Source organism: Mesorhizobium sp. P2_H9, from assembly GCF_056403215.1.
The window spans coordinates 39,204-59,639 of the sequence record NZ_JBFUFX010000001.1; the positions used below are offsets into that span (position 1 = coordinate 39,204).

General features: G+C 61.8%; 24 protein-coding genes. 5 read left to right on the forward strand and 19 right to left on the reverse strand.

The window, feature by feature from the left end:
* Positions 1–551: 551 nt before the first annotated feature.
* The 4 genes from AC1DXN_RS00265 to AC1DXN_RS00280 form a co-directional block, all read right to left on the reverse strand.
* Entirely contained in the window at positions 552–1,724 is a 1,173-nt protein-coding gene (locus AC1DXN_RS00265) for a hypothetical protein (RefSeq protein WP_477272320.1), read from the reverse strand.
* Positions 1,725–2,173: 449 nt separating this feature from the next.
* The gene (locus AC1DXN_RS00270) at positions 2,174–2,962 is read right to left on the reverse strand and encodes a GGDEF domain-containing protein (RefSeq protein WP_477272318.1); all 789 of its coding nucleotides are present in this window, start codon (positions 2,960–2,962) and stop codon (positions 2,174–2,176) included.
* A gap of 291 nt (positions 2,963–3,253) precedes the next feature.
* A complete protein-coding gene (locus AC1DXN_RS00275; RefSeq protein ID WP_477248206.1) occupies positions 3,254–3,778 on the reverse strand; it encodes a hypothetical protein in 525 nt (174 codons plus the stop codon).
* 517 nt (positions 3,779–4,295) lie between these two features.
* Positions 4,296–4,808, reverse strand: coding sequence for a DinB family protein (locus AC1DXN_RS00280; RefSeq protein WP_477248208.1), 513 nt, complete (start codon positions 4,806–4,808; stop codon positions 4,296–4,298).
* Between the two features lie 60 nt (positions 4,809–4,868).
* Here AC1DXN_RS00280 and AC1DXN_RS00285 point away from each other — a divergent pair, with 60 nt between their 5' ends.
* The 3 genes from AC1DXN_RS00285 to ndk all read left to right on the forward strand — a co-directional run bounded on the left by AC1DXN_RS00285 (position 4,869) and on the right by ndk (position 6,871).
* Positions 4,869–5,561: a glutathione S-transferase family protein gene (locus tag AC1DXN_RS00285; RefSeq protein WP_477248210.1), complete on the forward strand. Its 693-nt coding sequence runs from the start codon at positions 4,869–4,871 to the stop codon at positions 5,559–5,561.
* Between the two features lie 160 nt (positions 5,562–5,721).
* Positions 5,722–6,357, forward strand: coding sequence for a 5,6-dimethylbenzimidazole synthase (gene bluB / locus AC1DXN_RS00290; protein WP_477272316.1), 636 nt, complete (start codon positions 5,722–5,724; stop codon positions 6,355–6,357).
* Positions 6,358–6,448: 91 nt separating this feature from the next.
* Positions 6,449–6,871 carry a nucleoside-diphosphate kinase gene (gene ndk / locus AC1DXN_RS00295; RefSeq protein ID WP_477272314.1) on the forward strand — a complete coding sequence of 141 codons (423 nt, stop codon included), beginning with the start codon at positions 6,449–6,451 and terminating at the stop codon, positions 6,869–6,871.
* Positions 6,872–6,978: 107 nt separating this feature from the next.
* Here the strand turns inward: ndk and AC1DXN_RS00300 are convergent, their stop codons facing one another.
* The 7 genes from AC1DXN_RS00300 to AC1DXN_RS00330 form a co-directional block, all read right to left on the reverse strand.
* Positions 6,979–7,248 (reverse strand): hypothetical protein, encoded by a 270-nt coding sequence (locus AC1DXN_RS00300; protein ID WP_477272313.1) that lies wholly within the window; start codon positions 7,246–7,248, stop codon positions 6,979–6,981.
* 163 nt (positions 7,249–7,411) lie between these two features.
* Positions 7,412–8,179 (reverse strand): YbaY family lipoprotein, encoded by a 768-nt coding sequence (locus AC1DXN_RS00305; RefSeq protein WP_477272311.1) that lies wholly within the window; start codon positions 8,177–8,179, stop codon positions 7,412–7,414.
* A gap of 85 nt (positions 8,180–8,264) precedes the next feature.
* A complete protein-coding gene (locus AC1DXN_RS00310; protein ID WP_477272309.1) occupies positions 8,265–8,747 on the reverse strand; it encodes a molybdenum cofactor biosynthesis protein MoaE in 483 nt (160 codons plus the stop codon).
* Position 8,748: 1 nt separating this feature from the next.
* The gene (gene moaD / locus AC1DXN_RS00315; protein ID WP_477272307.1) at positions 8,749–9,003 is read right to left on the reverse strand and encodes a molybdopterin converting factor subunit 1; all 255 of its coding nucleotides are present in this window, start codon (positions 9,001–9,003) and stop codon (positions 8,749–8,751) included.
* Between the two features lies 1 nt (position 9,004).
* On the reverse strand, positions 9,005–9,601 hold the full coding sequence (pgsA, locus tag AC1DXN_RS00320; RefSeq protein WP_091577231.1) for a CDP-diacylglycerol--glycerol-3-phosphate 3-phosphatidyltransferase: 597 nt from the start codon (positions 9,599–9,601) through the stop codon (positions 9,005–9,007).
* Positions 9,602–9,703: 102 nt separating this feature from the next.
* Entirely contained in the window at positions 9,704–11,770 is a 2,067-nt protein-coding gene (gene uvrC, locus AC1DXN_RS00325) for an excinuclease ABC subunit UvrC (RefSeq protein ID WP_477272305.1), read from the reverse strand.
* On the reverse strand, positions 11,767–12,531 hold the full coding sequence (locus tag AC1DXN_RS00330; RefSeq protein ID WP_477272303.1) for an SDR family oxidoreductase: 765 nt from the start codon (positions 12,529–12,531) through the stop codon (positions 11,767–11,769). Before AC1DXN_RS00330 ends, uvrC begins: the two co-directional genes overlap by 4 nt.
* A gap of 411 nt (positions 12,532–12,942) precedes the next feature.
* Here AC1DXN_RS00330 and AC1DXN_RS00335 point away from each other — a divergent pair, with 411 nt between their 5' ends.
* Complete coding sequence (locus tag AC1DXN_RS00335) at positions 12,943–13,602, forward strand: outer membrane protein (RefSeq protein WP_477272301.1); 660 nt, start codon at positions 12,943–12,945, stop codon at positions 13,600–13,602.
* Between the two features lie 86 nt (positions 13,603–13,688).
* Here the strand turns inward: AC1DXN_RS00335 and AC1DXN_RS00340 are convergent, their stop codons facing one another.
* The 5 genes from AC1DXN_RS00340 to AC1DXN_RS00360 form a co-directional block, all read right to left on the reverse strand.
* Entirely contained in the window at positions 13,689–14,111 is a 423-nt protein-coding gene (locus tag AC1DXN_RS00340) for a GFA family protein (RefSeq protein ID WP_477272299.1), read from the reverse strand.
* 74 nt (positions 14,112–14,185) lie between these two features.
* A complete protein-coding gene (locus tag AC1DXN_RS00345; protein WP_477272297.1) occupies positions 14,186–14,557 on the reverse strand; it encodes a TfoX/Sxy family protein in 372 nt (123 codons plus the stop codon).
* A 127-nt stretch (positions 14,558–14,684) separates the two neighbouring features.
* Positions 14,685–15,281, reverse strand: coding sequence for a glutathione S-transferase family protein (locus AC1DXN_RS00350; protein ID WP_477248232.1), 597 nt, complete (start codon positions 15,279–15,281; stop codon positions 14,685–14,687).
* 314 nt (positions 15,282–15,595) lie between these two features.
* Positions 15,596–15,925: a hypothetical protein gene (locus AC1DXN_RS00355; RefSeq protein WP_477421430.1), complete on the reverse strand. Its 330-nt coding sequence runs from the start codon at positions 15,923–15,925 to the stop codon at positions 15,596–15,598.
* 526 nt (positions 15,926–16,451) lie between these two features.
* On the reverse strand, positions 16,452–16,982 hold the full coding sequence (locus AC1DXN_RS00360) for a DinB family protein (RefSeq protein WP_477272293.1): 531 nt from the start codon (positions 16,980–16,982) through the stop codon (positions 16,452–16,454).
* 96 nt (positions 16,983–17,078) lie between these two features.
* Here AC1DXN_RS00360 and AC1DXN_RS00365 point away from each other — a divergent pair, with 96 nt between their 5' ends.
* Positions 17,079–17,684, forward strand: coding sequence for a TetR/AcrR family transcriptional regulator (locus AC1DXN_RS00365; RefSeq protein WP_477272441.1), 606 nt, complete (start codon positions 17,079–17,081; stop codon positions 17,682–17,684).
* Positions 17,685–17,801: 117 nt separating this feature from the next.
* Here the strand turns inward: AC1DXN_RS00365 and AC1DXN_RS00370 are convergent, their stop codons facing one another.
* The 3 genes from AC1DXN_RS00370 to AC1DXN_RS00380 all read right to left on the reverse strand — a co-directional run bounded on the left by AC1DXN_RS00370 (position 17,802) and on the right by AC1DXN_RS00380 (position 20,113).
* Positions 17,802–18,254 (reverse strand): hypothetical protein, encoded by a 453-nt coding sequence (locus AC1DXN_RS00370; RefSeq protein ID WP_477272291.1) that lies wholly within the window; start codon positions 18,252–18,254, stop codon positions 17,802–17,804.
* Positions 18,255–18,647: 393 nt separating this feature from the next.
* Positions 18,648–19,496: a 23S rRNA (adenine(2030)-N(6))-methyltransferase RlmJ gene (locus AC1DXN_RS00375; protein WP_477248242.1), complete on the reverse strand. Its 849-nt coding sequence runs from the start codon at positions 19,494–19,496 to the stop codon at positions 18,648–18,650.
* On the reverse strand, positions 19,493–20,113 hold the full coding sequence (locus AC1DXN_RS00380) for a hypothetical protein (RefSeq protein ID WP_477272289.1): 621 nt from the start codon (positions 20,111–20,113) through the stop codon (positions 19,493–19,495). Before AC1DXN_RS00380 ends, AC1DXN_RS00375 begins: the two co-directional genes overlap by 4 nt.
* Positions 20,114–20,436 lie beyond the last annotated feature (323 nt).

Sequence of the window (20,436 nt, forward strand, 5' to 3'; positions counted from 1 at the left end):
CGACGGGCCCAGGTTCCGGGTCCCGCCTGAATTGCAGAACATCAAGTCCGCAAACGACATGCGGGAGGAGCGCAATCCAACGGTTCGAGCAGGCAAGTGCTTTGCCTACGGCAAAGCAGTTCGTATTCGCGCATCGGCACCCTGCCGACGAGGTGAACAAGCCGCCATTGGAAGAAGTAATCAGCAGCCGCAGAGACCATCAACCTTGCACACGTAATGTGCCTGAATCGATGCCGTCTTATGGATGATCAAGATAAGCTCATCTTCCCCGATTTTGGCCACTTGACGAAGGCTGGTGCAACCTATTTGGCCATCAGAACTGCCTACTCTGTTTTAGGTTGCTCCCGGCCGTTTCTTGCGCGTCGCAGCTGAGTCTGCCTGTTATGCAACATGGTCCAGCGCCGGCGCGAGCGCTCGTCAAGACGCCCGGGGCGCTTTCACGCTGCCCAACCGAAACGCGCGCCAGTGAGCTCTCTCGAAGCCGGATGGCGGATGTTCAATTGCCGAAATGCCACAAAGGTATACGCCCAAATTCAGTCGCCAGCGGCATATCAGCCGTCTCGACCGGCTCTCGCCGCGACCGCCGACGTGCCGTTTTCAATCCTATACAGTTCCTCCACGTAACCCCTGCGGAGCCAGTAGGGACTCCTGTAGATGCGACGAAAACTCGGGTCTGCATTCAACAGCCTTGAAACGTGAAGGTGCCGCGCGCCTCCCGCGATGGGTTGCTCGCCTTCGTGATTGATGCTGAGGAAGAAGTCCGATGAGATACGTTTGATCTGCCGCACATACTCATCGAAGATGCGGCGATTGACTTCGGGAAATGAATCTTGATTGGCGGCGACCCGAAAGGCCCCATCTATCTCATCGGCGCAATTCCAGTTCGCCCTTAGTTTTGTTGCATCCCTGCGCGGCTGTTCGCCTTCGAGGGAAACGGCTTCCTGGCCCAGTGTTCCAATCAAGAAGTAACCCGACAGGATGTTCACGATCGGTAGATCGAAAACCGTAACATCCTTGCGACCCATCCGGTTCAGGTAGAATGCAGCAAGCCCGAGCCCCCCTCCAAATTCGCAAATGCGATCCTCGGGTGCGGCAACTTCGCGAATGCGCGTCGCCAAATAGAGTGCGTTGATGTGCCGATAATGTAGCAGGCCACCCCTAACATCCAGGCCGGCGACATGAACCGGGCCCTCCGGCGGGACGATGTGTATGCCGAGTTGCGTTTCTATCGCGTCCACGATCTCGCTTGGGGCCAATTGAATGTTTTTGCCCCATTTTCCGCCGATCCCCTGTTCAGGACTTTCCACCGACAGAACGCCGAGCGCCTCGCCCAAACAAACCAATTTGTCGAAGTAGCTGTATGCAACGAACTGCTCGTTGCGGTCCCAATGAGTATAGCCATCGATCCCGGTCGTAATTCCGCCGAACCATGTGTATTCCTTGCCGAAATCGACCAGGTAGCGAGACAGTTGGTCCGCGTCCTCGGTACGCAGGAAGTTTAGCATTTGACCGAAATGGTCACGCGTCAATGCTGACCAGAGGTCATCGCCTGTGATCTGCTTGAGCGGGCTGTCTTGTGACATGGTCTCCTTATAGGCGGCGATCAAACGGCGAGAGGTCGCCACCATTTCCGGATTCCATTTGGCGTCCTTCCTGCCGAACGGGAGGGCGGGAGCCTCGCTCCCCATCGGGTGGACTAGCGTGTGCTGGAAAACATCTGTCATGATTCCAGGAAGCTAGCGGTCATTCAGAAACGCGGCAAGCTCGGCGGCCCTTCAAGCTCGTTGGCAAGGATACGCGGTCGATAAACCTAATCGGGCGCTTGCCGGCCTTTGCGCCGTTCACGGCGCAGTTTCGCTCTTTCCATCTCGGCCGCGACGAAGGCGACTCGATGAGATGAACGCGCCGCATACGAGGGGTGCGATCCTGTTTCCACCTTCACCCGATCGGCAGCCTCCATCGCCGTCGGCGACAGCGTCGTCGTGTTCGAGAAGCGACCGCAGGGCGTACGCCAAACCTTCGTCACGATTGGAATGAGCCATGCTGAACAGGACTGAGTTCCAGCCTGCCATTTACACTCCCGAACATCGGTGTGAGCCCGTTGAGCTGATGGCTCGGACGTGGAACCCCCTGGCCAGGCCGATCCCAACCGCAGCTTCGCCAAGCTAGCCGTCTAGTGGATCACTGTCGGGTCGCCGGCCTGCTGGCTGCGCGAAACTGCTGTTTCAAAGCTGACCTGGTCGCGGCCGTTCGACTTGGCCTTGTAGAGATGTCTGTCCGCCACCAGGAACATTTCGGCATAGGTGGTGGGGCCGCTGAAGGCGATGCCGCCAATGCTTACCGAAAGCGGGCAAGGCCGCCCGCCCGGGGCGAACTCGGCTTCGCGGATTCGCCGCCGTATGCCCTCGGCGACCAGCCATGACTGCGAGGAGTCGGCGCCGGGAAGGAAGACCGCGAATTCCTCGCCGCCAATTCGTCCGACGATATCGGCACCGCGCAGTTGCCCCTGGATCGTCTTGGCGATCAGCTTCAGCGCCTGATCGCCGCAATCGTGGCCGAGGCGATCGTTGATGGTCTTGAAATGATCGGCGTCGACGATCAGCAAGGCGCCGGCATTGACGACGGAATGGCTGCGCGCCTGGTCGAGATAGGCCTCGACAAGCATGGAAAACGCACCGCGGTTGAACACCGCCGTCAGGCTGTCGGTCGCGGCGACAATGCTCAGGTCCCTTTGAGCAATGGCCAGCTGGCGCATCTTGTACATCAGGAAAAAGAAAAACGATCCCCCTAGCACCAGCGGCAGCAGCAGATCGGTGAGCTTCGCCCAGCGCAATGCGTCAGGCGACAGGGACGGAAAATTGAAGGAGTCGACGAAGAAGGCGGCGGCAATGCAAACCGCCGTGCCGGCTATGGTTACAGCTATGACCCTGCCCCAGCTTGTTGGGGACAAATCGATCCGCATGCCGTTGCTCCCACTACGTCGGCCATCTTGCAGCGGCAACGCAAACGAACTCCTAAGACCTGGCTTCCAACTCGAATGTGGTTAACCGCGCGTTAAGGGGCACGGATGTGCCCGCGCAGCCCTCGTCTGCAGCAAAAAGCCCGCCACCTGAGTGGCGAGCTTTCCGACTGGCCGGAGGCCAGGAGTGTGCCGTCGAAGCCTCCCGGCTGGTTCGACACTTCTGCCGGAGTTAACCGGCCCTACAGTGGGGCGCGTCCGCTCTGGACGCGCCGGGTGCAGCACCTTCATGCGCTAGCGGCGCGAGATCAGCAGGCAGAGCTGGCGCAGGTCGCGATCATAGGTGCCTTCGCTGGCGAGCACGTCGACGCAGCGCTTCTTCATGCGTGCGATCTCGGTGCTGGACATGTCGGCGACGACGCCGGGGAGACCACCGGGAGTCCCAGGAGTGCCGGGTGTTCCGCCGATACCGACGCCGACGCCGACATTGACGCCATTGTTGGTACCAACGGTTACGTTGGCAGTGGTGCCGTTTGTGCCGATGGATGCCGTGGCACCGCCGCCACCAATGGTGGCGTTCGCATCTGCGCCGCCAGCGCCGCCGATCGAAGCGTTGGCACTGGTGCGGCTACCACCCAACGACACACTGGCGTTGGCACCGTTGGCGCCGCCCACATTCGCGCTGGCTCCGCTATTGCCAACGGAAGCGCTGCCGACGCCACCAATGCCAATACTTTGGGCGTTGGCAGGCACGGCAAGAATAACGATAATCGCACCATGCGCCAGTGTTCTAGCGATTTTCTTGGTGATATCTACCATGACACTCTCCTGTGTTGTCCTTCTATTTGCTGCACTGCAACAGACTGGAATCAAGCCCCGCCTCTTTGCTTGTGCACCTTATGATACGTACGGGAAGTCCTTTAAGTTTCTTAATTTTATTTTGACCTATCGAACTTAGTTCTCAACTGTTTCATAGTTGTTCTAAAAAAGAATATGATTTTTCTTAAAGATTTAAATTTTATCGAATCCTACAACAAAAACTGCACGTTAAATCGGGCACTGCGGGCCGCTGTTCGGCGCTCGGGAAGAATATCCGGCCAAACAGGCCCACGAACCTGTCCGAAATGCCGACGACCGGGTCCAGATACTTGCGAAAACCAAATGTGCGGGGTGAGGACGCCCTTGCGCCCACTGGTTGCCGCCCCTTGGCGAAGCCGGAGCCGCATGGTCAGGCGTTTGAGAGAAAACCAGCTGCCGCCAGGCCGGAGAGACAGGCGCCAATGCCAGCGGCTGCTCTCTTGTGGAATTCAGGATGGCAGCGGCGCGTATACCAACGTCAGGCGTAGACGCGCCCTTCTTCGGTGCGCTGGAACAGCATCAGGTCGAGCGGCACCGAAGGGCGGCCCAGGATCGTCAGGATCGCGTGCGCCTGGCCACGATGATGGGTCTGATGGTTGAAGACGTGAGCCAGCGCCGGCGCCAGCCGCTGCGAGACGGTGCGCATGTCTGAGACGGTCATGTAGGTGAAGCGGCCGGACAGCGCCTTGTCACTGAGGCCAACGACCCAGTCGATGATCCGCCTGTCTTCGGACTCCCTCGCCATCCGCAATACGGGCAAGGCGCGGTGCATGATCGCGTCGAGGCTGGCCGGTGCGTCGCCTTCGCCAGTGAAGCGTTTCATCCAGATGCGGTCGGCGGTGAGCAGATGATTGAGCGTGCCCATCATCGAGCTGAAGAAGGCGCCGACATTGCGGTTGAATTCTTCGTCGTTGAGGTCGCCGGCGGCATCGTAGATGCGGCCATTGGCCCATTGATTGTAGGCCGCAAACATCATGAAATGCTGTTTCATCTTTTCACCAGCCTCGCATCGAATCCCGAGCCTACCTAAACCCGAGGGGCGACCACGCCAATGACCATTCTGCTCTATGAACTCGTTGGACGCGATGCCGCGCGTCCCTTCAGCCCGCATTGCTGGAAGGCGGCGATGGCGCTCGCCCACAAGGGGCTCGACATCTCCAGCGTGCCGACGCGCTTTCTCGAAGTGCCTGCCGTCGAAGGCGGCGTCTCGAAGCTCGTTCCGGTGATCCGCGACGGCGATCATGTGGTCGCCGATTCCTTCGCCATCGCGCTCTATCTCGAGGAGACCTATCCTGAACGGCCGACATTGTTTTGCGGCGACGGCGGCAAGGCTGCGGCGCGCTTCATCGAGCGCTGGTCGCAGCTGACCATCCATCCCTATGTCACCACCGCCGCGATCATGGATCTTCACGCCATGCAGGACGAGGCGAATGCCGCCTATTTCCGGCAGAATCGCGAGCAGCGCTTCGGCAAGCGGCTGGAAGAGGTGATGGCCGCCCGCGACGCCGGACTTGGGGCTTTTCGGACTTCGCTGGAGCCGCTGCGCTCGATGCTTACCTATCAGCCATTCATCGGCGGTCCATCACCGCTGTTTGCCGACTACATCGTCTTCGGTGCGCTGCAATGGGCGCGCATCGCGACGCCCTACCGGTTACTCGACGACGGCGATGTCGTGGCGCAGTGGTTCGAACGCTGCCTCGACTTGCACGGCAGGCTCGGCCGCAAGGTGGCTGCCGCCGCCTAGGACGGCACGCGGATCTCGCAGGTTTTCGCCAATCGCCAACGAAATGCGACAATGTGGATGCACAAGCGTCGTTTCAAACGCCTCACCATCGCCCTGATCCGGGGCAAAGAAGACAAAAAAATCCCGTGACCGGGCAATCGAAACAAGGCAGCGCGACGCCATGACGTCAGGCCCGGAATTCCGCGACGATTTTCGTGCGGAGCTCATCAACCTCTTCCGGTGGCGCCGGGATGTCAGGCGATTCAGGCCGACGCCGCTGCCCGAAGGGGCGCTGGAGCGGCTGCTCGACCTTGCGAGCATCGCGCCGTCCGTCGGGCTCAGCCAGCCCTGGCGGTTTGTCGTGGTCGAGAGTGCCAATTGCCGTGACGCCGTCAAAGCGTGCTTTGAACGCTGCAATGCGGAAGCGCTATCATCGTTCTGCGGCGAGCGCGCCGCTCTGTATGCCCGGCTCAAACTCGCCGGCCTGAACGAGGCGCCTTGTCAGTTTGCGGTTTTCGCCGACCGCACAACGGAACAAGGGCATGGGCTCGGCCGCCTGACGATGCCGGCGACCATCGAATATTCGGCGGTGATGGCGGTCCATACGCTGTGGCTGGCGGCGCGCGCCGAGGGCATCGGCATGGGCTGGGTGTCGATTCTCGACCCGGTCGAGATGGCGACGATCCTCGACGCGCCACCGCAATGGACGCTGATCGGCTATTTCTGCCTCGGTTATCCCTCGGAGGAGCACATCACGCCAACGCTGGAGCGCGAAGGCTGGGAGTTCCGACGGCCCTCGATGGTGATTACGCGCTGACCCGCGTCACATGCTCCACTTGGCAATGGGCCGGGCGGCTTGTATAGAGCCCGCCACCCTCAATTCCATTCTCTTGAACAAGGACGACCCCATGGCGCTCGAACGCACCTTTTCCATGATCAAGCCGGACGCGACCCGGCGCAATCTCACCGGCGCCATCACCCAGATGCTGGAAGCGGCCGGCCTGCGCGTCATCGCCTCACGCCGGGTGTGGATGAGCCGCCGCGAAGCCGAAGGTTTTTATGCCGTCCACAAGGATCGTCCCTTCTTCGGCGAGCTGGTGGAGTTCATGTCGTCGGCGCCGACCGTCGTCCAGGTGCTGGAAGGCGAGAACGCCATTGCCCGCAACCGCGAAGTGATGGGCGCCACCAACCCGGCCAACGCCGCCGAAGGCACCATCCGCAAGGTGCATGCGCTGTCGATCGGCGAGAATTCCGTGCACGGCTCGGACGCGCCGGAGACCGCCGCCGAAGAGATCAAATACTGGTTCTCCGACACCGAGATCGTCGGCTGAGCCGAACTCACCCACTCTGATCAAAAAGGCCGGCGTTTCGCCGGCCTTTTCATTCATCGGCCATCGGGACTCCGATTGGTCGCCCGCCCTCTCGCGGCGGTTTCAAGTCACTTTGGTTGGCGCTCCTTTATATTGGCATGAATGTTGGCCGCGTCGGTGTCAGTCGCCGGTGTCTTGGTATCAGCACCCACAAATGGGCTGCCCTGCCCGGGCGCGAGGTCGCCGCCATGGCCGGCCTTGTTGGTCTGGAAAGGCTGGCTGTCGGCATTGAGACCATGCTGAAGCGCGTTGAACAGATGGTCGTCCGCCTTGGCAAGACCGGTAAGAGCAAGGAGCGATACGCCTGTGGCAGCAAGGATAAGCGCATGCGTTTTCATCTCTGGACTCCTTTGAGTTAAGCCAGAACGAGCCGCAGCAGGTCTGGCGGCTTCGACGAAGGGACATTCGAAAATATCCCTTTTGCCTCACCCGCCTGTCTGGGAGAGAAACGCTTCCCTTGCCCGAATTATTCCGGAAAACCAGTGGCGATCGAAAAATCCATTAGCTCGCGGCGTTGAAGCGCAAGATATCGCGGCCGTCCTTGTCGGCGATGGTCAATTTGCCGGCGTCGACATGGTATGACGCCGCCCTGGCGAGCGCCTGGAACAGCGCCTTTTCCTCGGCCATGATCTCCGGCGCACAGGCCTTGAAGGTCGAGCCGATGTCGCTGATGGCGATCGTCGAACCATCGACCTTGGCGGTGGCGAAGTAGACATTGCACGGGCCACTGCCGCCGGCCTTGCCGGCCTCGCTGATCCTGAATGTCGCCTGCGGCTCGGCGATGACGCCGATGCCGTCAATATATTCGACCAGCCAGCTCTGCCCGATCACCGCGGCCGCCGTCGGGGTGTCGCGAGGCGTCACCATCTTAAGCACGATGGCCTGCGGCGCATCGCTCAGCGGGTCGACCTGGTAGCTGACATCGGTGATGAACAGCAGCCTGTCGTCGGCAGTGATGCGCGCCTGCAGCGCGTAGGTCAGATTGGACCGGATCACTGCCGGGTCGAAACTGATCTCGAACTTGATCGGCACCTGGCCGGCCGGCGCCACCTTGCGCTCGCCGATGATTGCGGCCGGCGCGTCGGCCAGCGACACATCGGCAAGCTGCACGGACAGCACGGCATTGGGCGGCAGCGCGATGCGCTCGCGATAGATCACCTCGCCCTTCAGGGTCTTCTCGGCAGCGGCCGACAGATCCGGCACTGCAAGCACGCCGACGACCAGAGGCACGAAGCCGAATATGAAGAACTCGGCAATCCTGTCCAGCATGACCTTGCTCCCCTTGCCAAATCTGATTTGGGCCGAACGGGATTTGGCCAAAGGATTGCGGTCAATGCATGACTGCGGCGCGATATTATTCGGACGGCGGCTGTTTCCAGCGGCGCGCCGCCTTGTCGTCGGTTTCCTTGGCGTCGACCCAGGCGCCTTCGGAGCCGTCGGCACGATGTTCCTTCTTCCAGAACGGTGCGCGCGATTTCAGATAATCCATCAGGAAATTTGCCGCTTCGAATGCCGCCTGCCGGTGCGCCGAAGCGGCCACCACCAGCACGATGTTTTCGCCGGGCGCAATCTTGCCGTGGCGATGGATGGCGGTGAGCCCCTGCAGCGGCCAGCGCTGAATCGCTTCTGCCGCGATGCGACTGATCTCTGCTTCAGCCATGCCGGGATAATGTTCGAGTTCCAGCGCCGACAAAGCGCCCTGCTCGTCGCGGCAGAGGCCCGAGAACGTCACCACGGCGCCGATATCGGCGCGGCCGGCGGTCAGCCTGGCGATCTCGGCGGCGATGTCAAAATCCTGCGCCTGGATGCGCACGACAGGCGCCACTGGGGACGGCATGTCAGCCACCGGTCATCGGCGGGAACAATGCGATCTCGCGCGCGCCTGATATTTTTTCGTGGTGCTCGACATGTTCCTGGTTGATGGCGACGCGGATCACATCGGGATATTGCAGCGCGTGCTCGTATTCCTCGCCCCGCGATTTCAGCCAGCGCAACAGGTCGGCGACCGTCTCGATGCCGGCGGGCAGTTCGACATCCTCTTCCGGCTTGCCGATCCGCTCGCGCACCCAGGCGAAATAGATGAGCTTCGTCATCTCACTCGTCCATGATGTGCTTGAGGCCGGCACGGAAGTAATCATATCCGGTGTAGAGCGTGACCAGAGCCGCGATCCACAGCAGCACCAGACCGGTCTGGGTGGTCAGCGGGAAAATCTTGTCGCCGGCCGGTCCGGCCAGCAGGAAGGCGATGGCGACCATCTGGATGGCGGTCTTCCATTTTGCCAGCTGCGTCACCGGCACCGAGACCTTCAATGCCGCCAGATATTCGCGCAGGCCCGAAACCAGGATTTCGCGGCACAGAATGATGATCGCCGCCCACAGCGACCAGCCGGCGATGCCGGCATGGCGGTCGGTGTCGGCCGCCAGCAGCAACAGGCATGTGGCGACCAGCAGTTTGTCGGCGATCGGGTCGAGCATCTTGCCGATGTTGGAGGTCTGCTGCCAGGCGCGCGCCAGATAACCATCGAGATAATCGGTGATCGAGGCCAGCAGGAAGATGATCAACGCCGACCAGCGGGCAAAGTCGCTCGACTTCAGATGCCCTTCGAGAAAAAAGCACAGCACGACCAGCGGCACCGCGATGATGCGGGCGTAGGTGAGCATGTTGGGCAGGTTGAACGCGCGCTTGGCCATGTGCGGGGGGACTCTTTCTTCCTGCGTACTCAAATCAGAAGCGAATGTGGGGGGTCAACAGGCCAGATTCGACTAGCCAGCTGAATATACCCCCTAAAGCCATCAACTTTCATGAAAATGATTGTAGACCAGCTTGGCCACCTGCTCGGAAATGCCGTCGACCACCATCAGATCCTCCATCGCGGCGCGGCTGACCGCCTTGGCGGTGCCGAAATGCAACAGCAGCGCGCGCTTGCGGCCGGGACCGATGCCGCTGATCTCGTCGAGCGGGCTCTTGACCATCTCCTTCTTGCGCCGCGCCCGGTGCGAGCCGATGGCAAAGCGGTGGACCTCGTCGCGCAGCCGCTGGACGAAATAGAGCACGGGATCACGCACCGGGAGCGAGAACGAGTCCCTGCCCCGGACGAAGAAGCGCTCGCGGCCGGCATCGCGGTCCTGGCCCTTGGCAATGCCGATCGCCACCACGCGGTCCTCGATGCCGAGATCGGCGAGGATTTTGCGAACCGCCGACATCTGGCCCTGGCCGCCATCGATCAGGATAACGTCGGGCCAGGCCGGGAAACTGCCGGAAATGTCGTCTTCAATGTCGTCGCCTGCTTCCGCCGCAACCGCAGCGTCGGGCGCAACATCGCCATGTTCCTTCAGCAGTCGCGAAAAGCGCCGCTTCATCACCTCGCGCATCATGCCGAAATCGTCGCCCGGGGTGATCTCGGTCGAGCGGATGTTGAACTTCCGGTACTGGTTCTTCACGAAACCTTCCGGCCCGGCCACAACCATGGCGCCGACCGCATTGGTGCCCATAATGTGCGAGTTGTCGTAGACCTCGATGCGCACCGGCGGCTTTGCCAGGCCGAAGGTCTCGGCAAAGCCGGCGAGCAGCCGCCCTTGCGTCGAGGTTTCGGCCAGCCGCCGGCCAAGCGCCTCGCGGGCATTCTGCAGCGCGTTGTCGGTCAGATCCTTCTTCTCGCCGCGCTGCGGCACCGAGATCGCCACCTTGCGGCCGGCCCGGGTGGAGAGCGCCTCGGCCAAAAGCTCCTGATCCTCGACTCCATGCGACAACAGGATGGCGCGCGGCGTCGGCTTGTCGTCATAGAACTGGGCCAGGAACGAGCCCAGCACTTCCGATGCCTCGAGCGCCGGATCGGCCTTGGGGAAATAGGCGCGGTTGCCCCAGTTCTGGCCGGTGCGGAAGAAGAACACCTGGATGCAGACCTGGCCGCCTTCCTGATGAATGGCAAAGACATCGGCCTCGTCGACGGTCGCGGGGTTGATGCCCTGGTGGCTCTGCACATGCGACAGGGCGGCCAGCCGATCACGATAGATGGCGGCGCGCTCGAAATCGAGGTTTTCCGAAGCCAGCTGCATGGCGGATGAGATTTCCGTCTTCACCTTCTGGCTGCGGCCCGACAGAAAATCCTTGGCCTCGCCGACCAGCTCGGCATAGTCGGTATGCGAGATCTCGCCGGTGCATGGGCCGGCGCAGCGCTTGATCTGATAGAGCAGGCACGGCCGGGTACGGTTCTCGTAGAAGGAGTTGGTGCAGCTCCTCAAGAGGAAGGCGCGCTGCAACGAATTGATGGTGCGGCCGACGGCGCCGGCCGAGGCGAAGGGGCCGAAATAGTCGCCCTTGCGCGAGCGCGCGCCGCGATGCTTGTAAATGCCGGGCGAGACATGATCGCCGGTCAAAAGGATATAGGGGAACGACTTGTCGTCCCGCATCAGTACATTGAATCTTGGCCGCAAGCGCTTGATAAGATTGGCTTCGAGCAGCAGCGCTTCGATCTCTGTGCGGGTGACGACGAATTCCATCGTCGAGGTCTCGCGCACCATGCGGCCGATACGGCTGGTGTGGAACCGGCCTTGCGCGTAATTGGTCACGCGCTTCTTCAGGCTGCGCGCCTTGCCGACATAGAGCACGTCGCCGGCAGCGTTCATCATGCGGTAGACGCCGGGTGCGTTGGGTAGCCGCTTGACCAGCGTCTGGATGACCTCGGCGCCGACCATGCCGTCGGCGTCACCGGCATGCGGCGTCCAGTCTATTGCCGTGAAGGCGACGTCCGGGCCGGCCGGCGTGACGATCTCTTCCGCCGCCTCGTCCTCGAGGTCGATTTCGGGGGGCAGGTCGTCGGCGCCGCCGCCACGTTTGTGTTTCTGCTCTACGGGACTCATTCCGTCATGCCTGTCACATCCGGCGTCTGCCACGCAAGATGCTGGCCGCCATCGAGCGCGATCATCTGGCCGGTGACCGAGCGCGCCGCCCACAAATAGCGGATGGTGGCGCCGAATTCCGACAGGTCCGGCGCACGCTTCAGGATCAGGCCGTCGACCTGCGCGGCAAAATCGTCGTCGTCCTGGCGGGTGTTCTTCAAGGTCGGGCCGGGGCCAATGGCGTTGACGCGGATGCGCGGACCCAGCGCCTGCGCCATCATCTGCGTCGCCGTCCACAGCGTCGACTTCGACAGCGCGTAGGAGAAATAGCGCGGGGTCAGCCGCCAGACGCGCTGGTCGATGATGTTGACGATCAGCCCCTCCTGCCCCTCCGGCAGGGCGCGGGCGAAGGCCTGCGCCAGCAACGCCGGCGCCTTGATATGGACGGCGAAGTGGCGATCCCAGGCCTGCCAGTCGAAATCCTGAACAGTGTCGTCGACGAACAGCGAGGCGTTGTTGACCAAAAGCGTGACCGGGCCGAGTGCTGCCCCGGCGCGGCCGACCAGATCGCCGACGGCGTCCATATCGGTGAGGTCGGCGGCAAGTGCGGCAGCGCGGCCACCGGCGTCGCTGATGCGGGCGGCAAGTGCCTCGGCCTCGGCCAGCGAATTGTTGGCGTGGATGGCGACGGCAAAACCATGCGCGGCAAGATCCTCGACGATCGCCTTGCCGATCCGCTTGGCGCCGCCCGTTACCAGTGCGGTCCCGGCCGCTTCATTCATCTGTCAATCCTCAAATTGCGGTCTCGATTCCGGTGCGCCGGCAAATATGGCCCGCCAGGGGCTAAATGCCGTTTCCACCTGGGGCGGGATTGTGGCGAACGGCCCTATCGGCTCTCCGAGCCTGCCAAGACTCGGGATGGGCCGAACCGCAATATAGGGCGCTGAACTCCTTGCACCAAGCCGTGTGCAGCGCAGCATTACAAGCTTGCTGACATCTCGCTGTTGCGAAGATGCAACGTCAAGGTTCAGCCTCATTCGTGCCGGGGAATGACCCAAGTTCAGGTTCGCTTCAGCCGCATTTTGACACGACATTTGGAACTGTTGAACGCCAGATCCGTTTCACCCCCCGGACGGGTCGATGGCGCTCATGACAAACAAGCCTGTGTCCTGTGGCTTAAGGAGTAAAGAACAATGCAAGCCAATCTTAAATTTGCGCGACCTCTTGCGGTGGCGCTTGGGCTCTTCGCCCTCAGTGGAACCGCCTTTGCCGCGGACGTCGTCTCGGAAGAGCCGCCGGCGCCGGCCCCGATTGCGGAACTTCCCGTCGCTTCCTGGGCAGGCCCCTATGCCGGTCTCAATGTTGGCTATGGCTTTAGCGGCCATACCAAGGAAAGGGATCTCGGCGTTCAAACCGACACCAAGGGTTTCGTCGGCAGTGTCTTCGGCGGCTATCAGTGGCAGCAAGAAAACTTTGTCTACGGCGGTGAAGCAGAACTCGGCTACAGCGGCGTCAAGGGTGACGATAACGGCATCAACTCCAAGGCTGGCGTCGAAGGCTCGCTGCGGGCCCGACTCGGCTATGCCGTGACCCCTGAAATCCTGCTCTATGGCACTGGCGGTCTCGCCGGCAAGAACCTGAAGGTGGAAGACAGCAACCTGGGCACCAGCGATAGCGCTACCCTGCTTGGCTGGACCGCTGGTGTCGGCACCGACATCAAGATCACCGACAATGTGTTCGGTCGCGTCGAGTATCGCTACACCGATTTCGGCAGCAAGGACTTCGGCGGCGGCATCGGTAACGTCAAGGCCACCGACAACCGCGTCACCTTCGGCGTCGGTATGAAGTTCTAAGTCGTTCAAGCCACGACACGAAAAAGCCGGGCCTCGCGCCCGGCTTTTTTATGGCCGGTTTCCTGGATGTCGCCAACTCATCCGGGTCACGAGCTGTGTGGGTGGATCGACGGCTTTTGCTGGAAACCGTCATGGGTCGGGATCGACGGCAGTCGGTCGAGCCATCCCACCTTCGACGGTATGAAAACCTGCGCATCCGGCCGATACTCGCCCGGGCTGCTCATCGTGGCGGCGTGAACATGAATCTCGGTGGGCCATCTGTCGGAGCGGAAATAGAGCCTTGAGCCGCAGGACGGGCAGAAACCGCGAAATGTGTTGGGGCTGCTCTCGTAATGCACGATGTCCCCTGTCCAGGTCAGATGCTCCGGCCTCATCCCCAGGAAGGCCGTGAAAGGGGCGGACGTGGCGCGCTGGCAATCGGCGCAGTGACAGACCAGGTTGCGTGTGAGTTGCCCGGAATATGTCCAGGCGACTGCCCAGCACATACAATGTCCGGTTAGAAATGCCATTGCGACCTCCCGCCGGCTGCGCCTCAGAGCCGGGCTGCAACATCGACCGGCGCAGGATAGCCAGCGCGATCGCCTCAAGCGCGTCGCTTTGCGACCTTGGTGGGTTTCGATTTCGGCGGCAGCGTCTCGACGAAAGCCAACGCGCGATCAAGCCAGCCGGCGAGATCGGCTTCGGTCGCGGTACCCTCCGGCGCGACATGGACATAGCCTTCCATCGCCCGTCCGCCCATCTCCATCGGGCGGGCATGCGGACGCGCGACGGCCGCCTCATGCGCCGCCTTGCCGACACGCACCAGCAGTCCGCGCTTCGAGGTGCCGATCAGCATGTTGCCGTTGAACATGAAGCAGGTGCCGCCGAACATCTTCTGTTCGGTGAAGGCGCGCTGGCCAAGGGCGGCACGCAGGCGCTCGACCATGGGGTCCGCTGTGCTGGCTGATTTCGGCATGTTCGCCACCTGTGTGCGATTTGCGTGGCGTCAGGCAAGCACGGAAGCAGGCGGGGGATCAACAAGGAAGTGAGGGTGTAGCCTGCGGCAACTCCTTCTCACGTTCTTGTGGGAGAAGGAGGAGTGACTACGCCGGTACCGCCGGCTTCAGCTCCGGAAACTTCTCGTCGAAGCGCGCCGCCCAGCGTGTCAGCCGGCCGCGGCCCTTTTCCCACTTTCCGGCAAAGCGCAGCGACAAATAACCAAGGCAGGCGCGCAGCGCCATCTGGCCGGCGGTGATCTTCTTGGGCAGTTTCGGCGGATTGGCGTTGAGCAGATCAAGGGCCGCCGTAATCTTCGACCACTGCTTGTCCAGCCAGGGCTGGTAGACCACATCTTCCGGACGCACGCGCCGCTCATAGACCATCGACAGCGCGCAATCGCAGATGCCGTCGGCCAGCGCCTCCAGCACCTCAGCCTCAAGGCGCTTGTCGGCATTGCGTGGAAACAGCGCACTCTTCGATACACGGTTGAGGTGCTGGGTGATGGCACGGCTGTCGTGGATCGAGCGGCCGTCGTCGAGGACCAGCACCGGGATCTTGCCGAGCGGATTGGCGGCCATCAGTTCGGCTGGCTTGTCCTCGGTCCTGAGCGGCACGAGATCGATGGCGATGCCGGCATAGGCTGCCGCCATGCGTACCTTGGAACTGTAGGGAGAGGACGACGCGTAGAGCAGCTTGGGCATGGTCGGGTTCCTGTTTGCCGATGGGGCAGTGTTGACCGATCAGGCGCAGCCGAGCAATGGCCAGAAGCGAAAAACCCAGCCACCAGAAACCGCCGGTGATTTTTTAGGACCGGACAGGTCTCGGCATTGCAGCGAAAACAAAAAAAGCCCCACCGGACTTCGCCTGACGGCGAAGTCCTGGGAGCTGCGAAAAGATATCCTCCGTCCGCCTCTGTTCTCGCCTTCCGAATACCAAGCCGACCAGCGAGCGGAGCGCCTGTCCGGCACCGCCCTTGACTGCTTGGCACTGTCCCCCGGCGAGGGAAGAAACGCGCTTACTTCTTGCCGGCCTTCGCGGGCGCTGCCTTCTTGGCCGCCGGCGCTGCTTTCTTCACCGGTGCCGAAGACTTCGCTGCCGCTGCCTTTGCCGGTGCAGCCTTCGCGGCCGGCTTCTTGGCAGGTGCTGCTTTCTTCGCTGCCGGTTTCGCCGCTGCCTTTGCGGCCGGCTTCTTGGCCGGTGCTGCCTTGGCAGCCGGTTTCTTGGCAGGCGCTGCTTTCTTCACTGCGGGTTTTGCCGCAGCCTTTGCAGCCGGCTTCTTGGCCGGTGCTGCTTTTGCCTTGGCCGCCGCGGCCTTCGGCTTGGCAGCGGGCGCTGCTTTCTTCACTGCAGTCGCAGCCTTCGCCGCTACTGCTTTTACAGGTGCTTTCTTTGCCGGTGCCTTGGACGCCGGCGCTTTGGATAACTGCTTAGCCATGCGATGCCCCTTTAGTTGTGCCGATGGCCGTTAATGACCCGGCGCGTCAATGCATATCTGACTCGCGCGTGTCTAGCCAGCGAAGCATTACAGTGATTTTAGCAGATTAAGTTTCGGTTACGACCGCAAAGCGATCGTGCTGAATCTTTGATCGCGTAACGAAGTCTGCGGCGGAAATTCTTCGCACTCTATCTTGGTTGATCTTGTCGACACGCTCAGGATTTTTTCGAGCGGCGTCGACCGCAGACACCGGCAGCCGCTCGCAAAGATCATGAAGAGTTGCCGGATCGCACGCTTCGTCTTATCCAGTCGCGACGAACAAGCGCGAAGACGAAAGCAACACGACAGGCGTGTCGTTGCATCATCTTGAGGCATACGATGAAAGTGAGCTTTTAGCTCATATTCCTTAGAGATCACCTCGCTCGCGAAAAAACGTTCAGACGCCGAGCGGCTCGCGTACCGTCTGCAGCCGGCGCTCCGGCTCGGCCCGGTGGAGATGGACGGCGAAGGTGTCCCATGGCGGCGAGAGGGAAAGCCCAACCAGGATGCGGCCGATCTCGCCGCGATGATAGCCGCCGTGCAGAACGACATGGGTCAGCATTTCCTGACGCAACATCAAGCCCTTGTCTTCATTGGTAAAAATGAACGGCACAGGTTCGGACAATTGGCTTGGCGACACGGCTTCAAGATATTCCAGGTACCAGCAATCCATCGCTGCGACATCGGTGCGCAGCGCGTCGAGCGCCGGCGTTTCCTCTGTGTTGTCGGCGCTGTAGCCGTGGCGCGCGCCTGTGAGATGCGCCGCGAATATTTTTGACACCACGTGGCTGTGATTGAGAAGCCGTGTCGCGACGTGGCGCTCCTTGGCGTGCGCATGCGGATCCAGTTTCGCAAGCTTCTCCAGCAACTCGTCATTGGCCCACGTCTGATAGGCGAAGAGACTGCGAAGCAAAACCAGGACACTCATGATCGGTATCCCTTTGCGGAGAATGTGAGTATCTTGTTCATATTCTCGCGGGATGGAGCGGACATGTCTACTCGCATTGCAAAGCCGCGCGTGCGCATGCGCAAGGAGCCGCGCCAGGCGCGCTCCAGAGCGACCGTCGAGGCGATCATTGAGGCGGGTGCTCACGTTCTGAGCGATCTCGGATGGGCCGGCTTCACCACCAACAAGGTGGCCGAGGCGGCCGGCGCCAGCATCGGCTCACTCTACCAGTATTTCCCCGACAAGCTTTCTTTGGTCGAGGCAATCCGGCGCCGTCACTTCGATCAAGTGCTGTCGGTCATTGCCGAGTCGGTCGAAGGGGACAAGCCGCTCAAGAGATTCGCGCAGCAGCTGGTACGTGGCATGATCGCGGCGCACAGCATCCACCCGACATTGCACCAGGTGCTGCTTGACGAGGCGCCGAGCGACCGCGGCTCAAGGGCCGCCCATGCGTCGTTCCAGTCGCGCTATCTCAGTCACTATGCAGCGGCCGTCGCCGTCTATCGCAAGCCGAGAAAGAACGCCGATGTTGAAACCGTCGCGCGCGTGCTGTCCTCCGCAGTCGAGGGCGTTATCCACAACGCAGCGCGACGGGACATGCTGGACTCACCCGAGTTGCAACAGCAGCTGGTCGAACTGATCTGCGCTTACCTTGCCGAACGGCACAGAACCACGCAGCGGTGAGACGGCGGTCTATCGGGGTCGATCTTGTCGCAAACAAGCGCAGTCACCAGCAGCGCCGGGGCGGCGTTGGCATCTTGCCGAGCAACAGCACGAAAATTTCGTGGTTGGAAGACTGCGTCAGCGCAGGACGCGGCAGCGGCCGTTGTAGACCATCCAGCGGTCGAAGCCCGAGACGCAGAACTCGACATTGTCGCCGATCGAGGCAAAGCCCTGGCCTTCCTCGATCAGGTACCAGATGGTGCGGGCGCGGCCGTCGGAGAGGCTGACGGTGGCGCCGCAATAGCGGCGGCCGATCGGCCAGGTGTCGTTGGCCGGCAGATAGCGATGCTGGTGGATGCGGCGGAAATCGGTGATCGCGACATCGGGCAGATGCGGCACGTGATGCACCTGGTAGGAGAAGCGGCTCGTGATCTTGTTCAGCACCCAGGCCTGGCCGCAGACACTGTCGTCATCGTCGGAATAGACGCCGAGGTCCGCCGCCTGCACCGCCTGGGTGAGCCCAAGCGAGGTACCGAGCGGCGTGCAAAGGGCGATGAGTGCGGCAAGAGCGGATCTGGCGAAGCGAGTCATGGCAGCCTCTTGTGGTCGATTGCGTCCACTGTGCGGATTCGCTCACGCGCGGTCAAGCGGTTGCACTGATGATGGTTTCCAGTTCGCAATTGCTTTTGGCAGGCCCGCGCCTCCGGCATGGAACCGGAATGGCTTCGGCGCGTTGACGTCCAGATCCGAGAACCCAAAGACTTGGGTCGTTAAAGAGCCCGCCTTCCCGACCCCTCAGGAAGGCGGGCTTTTTCGCGCCTGCCGCCAGCCTTCGCTCAAAGCGAAGAGGCTGCAGCTTTCCTGGCTCTGCGGAGCATTTGCGGTTGGCACCCGGCTGTCGAAATCTTTAGCGACTTTGCGTCGTCGCCGCGGGCATCGCCAGCCGTCAAAGCGGCCAGCGCGTGAAAACCGGCGCTTGTGTGGCTACTCGCCGGCCAGCCACTCCAGCGACCAATGCGCCGGCTTTTCCACGGCCAGCAATTTGTGCAAGGCCGGCAGCACGGTTCGCAATTCACCCTCCAGCGTGAATGGCGGGTTGACCACCAGCATGCCGCTGCCATCAAGGCTAGGCTCTCGCGAGGCCGGCCTGATCTCGAATTCGATGTCGAGCAGCTTCGGGATGCCGGATTGCTTCAGCGCCTTCCTGAAGGCAATGACCGCCTTGCGGTCCTTGATCGGGTACCACAGCGCATAGATGCCGCCCGGCCAGCGTTTGTGCGCTCTTTGCAGCCCGTCGACGAGGCGCTCGAACTCGCCCTCCTCCTCGAACGGCGGATCGATGAGCACCAGGCCGCGCTTTTCCTTGGGCGGCAGATGCGCGCCGAGCGCCAGCCAGCCGTCGAGTTCGATCACCCGGGTCTGGAAATCGCCGGCGAACAGCGTCTTCAGCCTGGTGACGTCCTTGGGGTGCAGCTCGATCGCCGACAGCCGGTCCTGCTTGCGCATGAGGTGGCGCGCGATCAGCGGCGAGCCGGGATATTTCTCGACGCCGCCCTCGGGGTTGAGCGAACGCACCGCATCGAGATAGGGCGCAAGAAGAGTCGCCGCCGGACCGCCGGGCGCGGCATCGATCAGTCTTCCGATGCCGCCCTGCCACTCGCCGGTCTTCTGCGCTTCTACCGACGACAAATCGTAGCGGCCGATGCCGGCATGGGTGTCGATGACGCGAAACGCCTTGTCCTTCTGCTTCAGATAATCGAGCAGCCGCACCAGCACGACATGCTTGACGACATCGGCAAAATTTCCGGCGTGATAGGCGTGGCGGTAATTCAAGTGGCGCCCCTGCCCCACCGCGGCGGTGGCGGCTGCGAGTTTGGATTTTCCGGCCGGCCACCACCGCCACCACGAAAGCGCCTGGCCAGCAACAGCCCGATCAGGCCAGCGGCCATCAGCGAGAAGCCGACCGGCCGGGCTCTGCTGTCGATCGCGCCGGCACCTGAGCGCAGCACGAGATCCGCCGCCCGTATCTCGATGCCATCGGCGTCGCCCGGACCGACGGTGAAGACGTAGGGGCCGGGGCTGACGGCAGCGATCACGCCAGCCTCGTCGCGAAAAATCTTGTCGGGCAGTTGCGGGCTGACCTGGCGCGGATTGTCGGAATGGTTGAACTGCAGCGTCGAGGCCAGCACCGTCTTGCCACCTGTCGCGGCGGTCAGCGTCAGCACCGTGCGCTGCTGCGAAACAATGCGCTCGGCTTTTGCGGTGAGATCGACCAGCACGCGCACCGGCGCGTCACGCCCGGCCAGCGGCACCGTCACCGGCTTGAAGCGGCCCTGCTCGTAAACCCGCCATGTGCCGATCTCATGGCCGGAGAAATTGCTCATCGCCCACGGATAGACGATGCCGATGCCGGCGCCGGCAAGCAGGATCAGGACAAACAGAAAGCGCATTGAGTCACCCGAGTGTTCGACCAGCTTGCCAATAGCGCTCTAGGGATCAAAAGGCGATGGCCCTGCGCCGCGGGCCTCGCCTGTCCAAGACAAAGGATAATCGCCAAAGGAATTGTGCGGAATCGGCCAAAGCGAGTTGGCCGCCGCCCCAACTGCATCGCGTCATGGCTGCGTCGCAACACTGACGGATTTCTACCTATGCGCTCAAAAGCCATCGCTAAATTAGAAATTTGCTACATAAATGGATGGGGCCAGGACCGTTCCACGACTTTGATTATTGAGGGGCATATTGTGCCCGAGGGATTTCGAATCCAAAAGTCCAC

Excerpts from the sequence above, each read along its gene's own strand:
- AC1DXN_RS00330 (WP_477272303.1), bottom strand. The coding sequence starts at position 12,531 with ATGAATGAAGCGGCCGGGACCGCACTGGTAACGGGCGGCGCCAAGCGG.
- bluB (WP_477272316.1), top strand. The coding sequence starts at position 5,722 with ATGACGTCAGGCCCGGAATTCCGCGACGATTTTCGTGCGGAGCTCATC.
- AC1DXN_RS00345 (WP_477272297.1), bottom strand. The coding sequence starts at position 14,557 with ATGCCGAAATCAGCCAGCACAGCGGACCCCATGGTCGAGCGCCTGCGT.
- AC1DXN_RS00365 (WP_477272441.1), top strand. The coding sequence starts at position 17,079 with ATGCGCAAGGAGCCGCGCCAGGCGCGCTCCAGAGCGACCGTCGAGGCG.
- AC1DXN_RS00280 (WP_477248208.1), bottom strand. The coding sequence starts at position 4,808 with ATGAAACAGCATTTCATGATGTTTGCGGCCTACAATCAATGGGCCAAT.
- uvrC (WP_477272305.1), bottom strand. The coding sequence starts at position 11,770 with ATGAGTCCCGTAGAGCAGAAACACAAACGTGGCGGCGGCGCCGACGAC.
- AC1DXN_RS00285 (WP_477248210.1), top strand. The coding sequence starts at position 4,869 with ATGACCATTCTGCTCTATGAACTCGTTGGACGCGATGCCGCGCGTCCC.
- AC1DXN_RS00300 (WP_477272313.1), bottom strand. The coding sequence starts at position 7,248 with ATGAAAACGCATGCGCTTATCCTTGCTGCCACAGGCGTATCGCTCCTT.
- AC1DXN_RS00350 (WP_477248232.1), bottom strand. The coding sequence starts at position 15,281 with ATGCCCAAGCTGCTCTACGCGTCGTCCTCTCCCTACAGTTCCAAGGTA.
- AC1DXN_RS00370 (WP_477272291.1), bottom strand. The coding sequence starts at position 18,254 with ATGACTCGCTTCGCCAGATCCGCTCTTGCCGCACTCATCGCCCTTTGC.
- AC1DXN_RS00265 (WP_477272320.1), bottom strand. The coding sequence starts at position 1,724 with ATGACAGATGTTTTCCAGCACACGCTAGTCCACCCGATGGGGAGCGAG.
- AC1DXN_RS00380 (WP_477272289.1), bottom strand. The coding sequence starts at position 20,113 with ATGCGCTTTCTGTTTGTCCTGATCCTGCTTGCCGGCGCCGGCATCGGC.
- AC1DXN_RS00305 (WP_477272311.1), bottom strand. The coding sequence starts at position 8,179 with ATGCTGGACAGGATTGCCGAGTTCTTCATATTCGGCTTCGTGCCTCTG.
- ndk (WP_477272314.1), top strand. The coding sequence starts at position 6,449 with ATGGCGCTCGAACGCACCTTTTCCATGATCAAGCCGGACGCGACCCGG.
- moaD (WP_477272307.1), bottom strand. The coding sequence starts at position 9,003 with ATGACGAAGCTCATCTATTTCGCCTGGGTGCGCGAGCGGATCGGCAAG.
- AC1DXN_RS00340 (WP_477272299.1), bottom strand. The coding sequence starts at position 14,111 with ATGGCATTTCTAACCGGACATTGTATGTGCTGGGCAGTCGCCTGGACA.
- pgsA (WP_091577231.1), bottom strand. The coding sequence starts at position 9,601 with ATGGCCAAGCGCGCGTTCAACCTGCCCAACATGCTCACCTACGCCCGC.
- AC1DXN_RS00270 (WP_477272318.1), bottom strand. The coding sequence starts at position 2,962 with ATGCGGATCGATTTGTCCCCAACAAGCTGGGGCAGGGTCATAGCTGTA.
- AC1DXN_RS00310 (WP_477272309.1), bottom strand. The coding sequence starts at position 8,747 with ATGCCGTCCCCAGTGGCGCCTGTCGTGCGCATCCAGGCGCAGGATTTT.
- AC1DXN_RS00360 (WP_477272293.1), bottom strand. The coding sequence starts at position 16,982 with ATGAGTGTCCTGGTTTTGCTTCGCAGTCTCTTCGCCTATCAGACGTGG.
- AC1DXN_RS00335 (WP_477272301.1), top strand. The coding sequence starts at position 12,943 with ATGCAAGCCAATCTTAAATTTGCGCGACCTCTTGCGGTGGCGCTTGGG.
- AC1DXN_RS00275 (WP_477248206.1), bottom strand. The coding sequence starts at position 3,778 with ATGGTAGATATCACCAAGAAAATCGCTAGAACACTGGCGCATGGTGCG.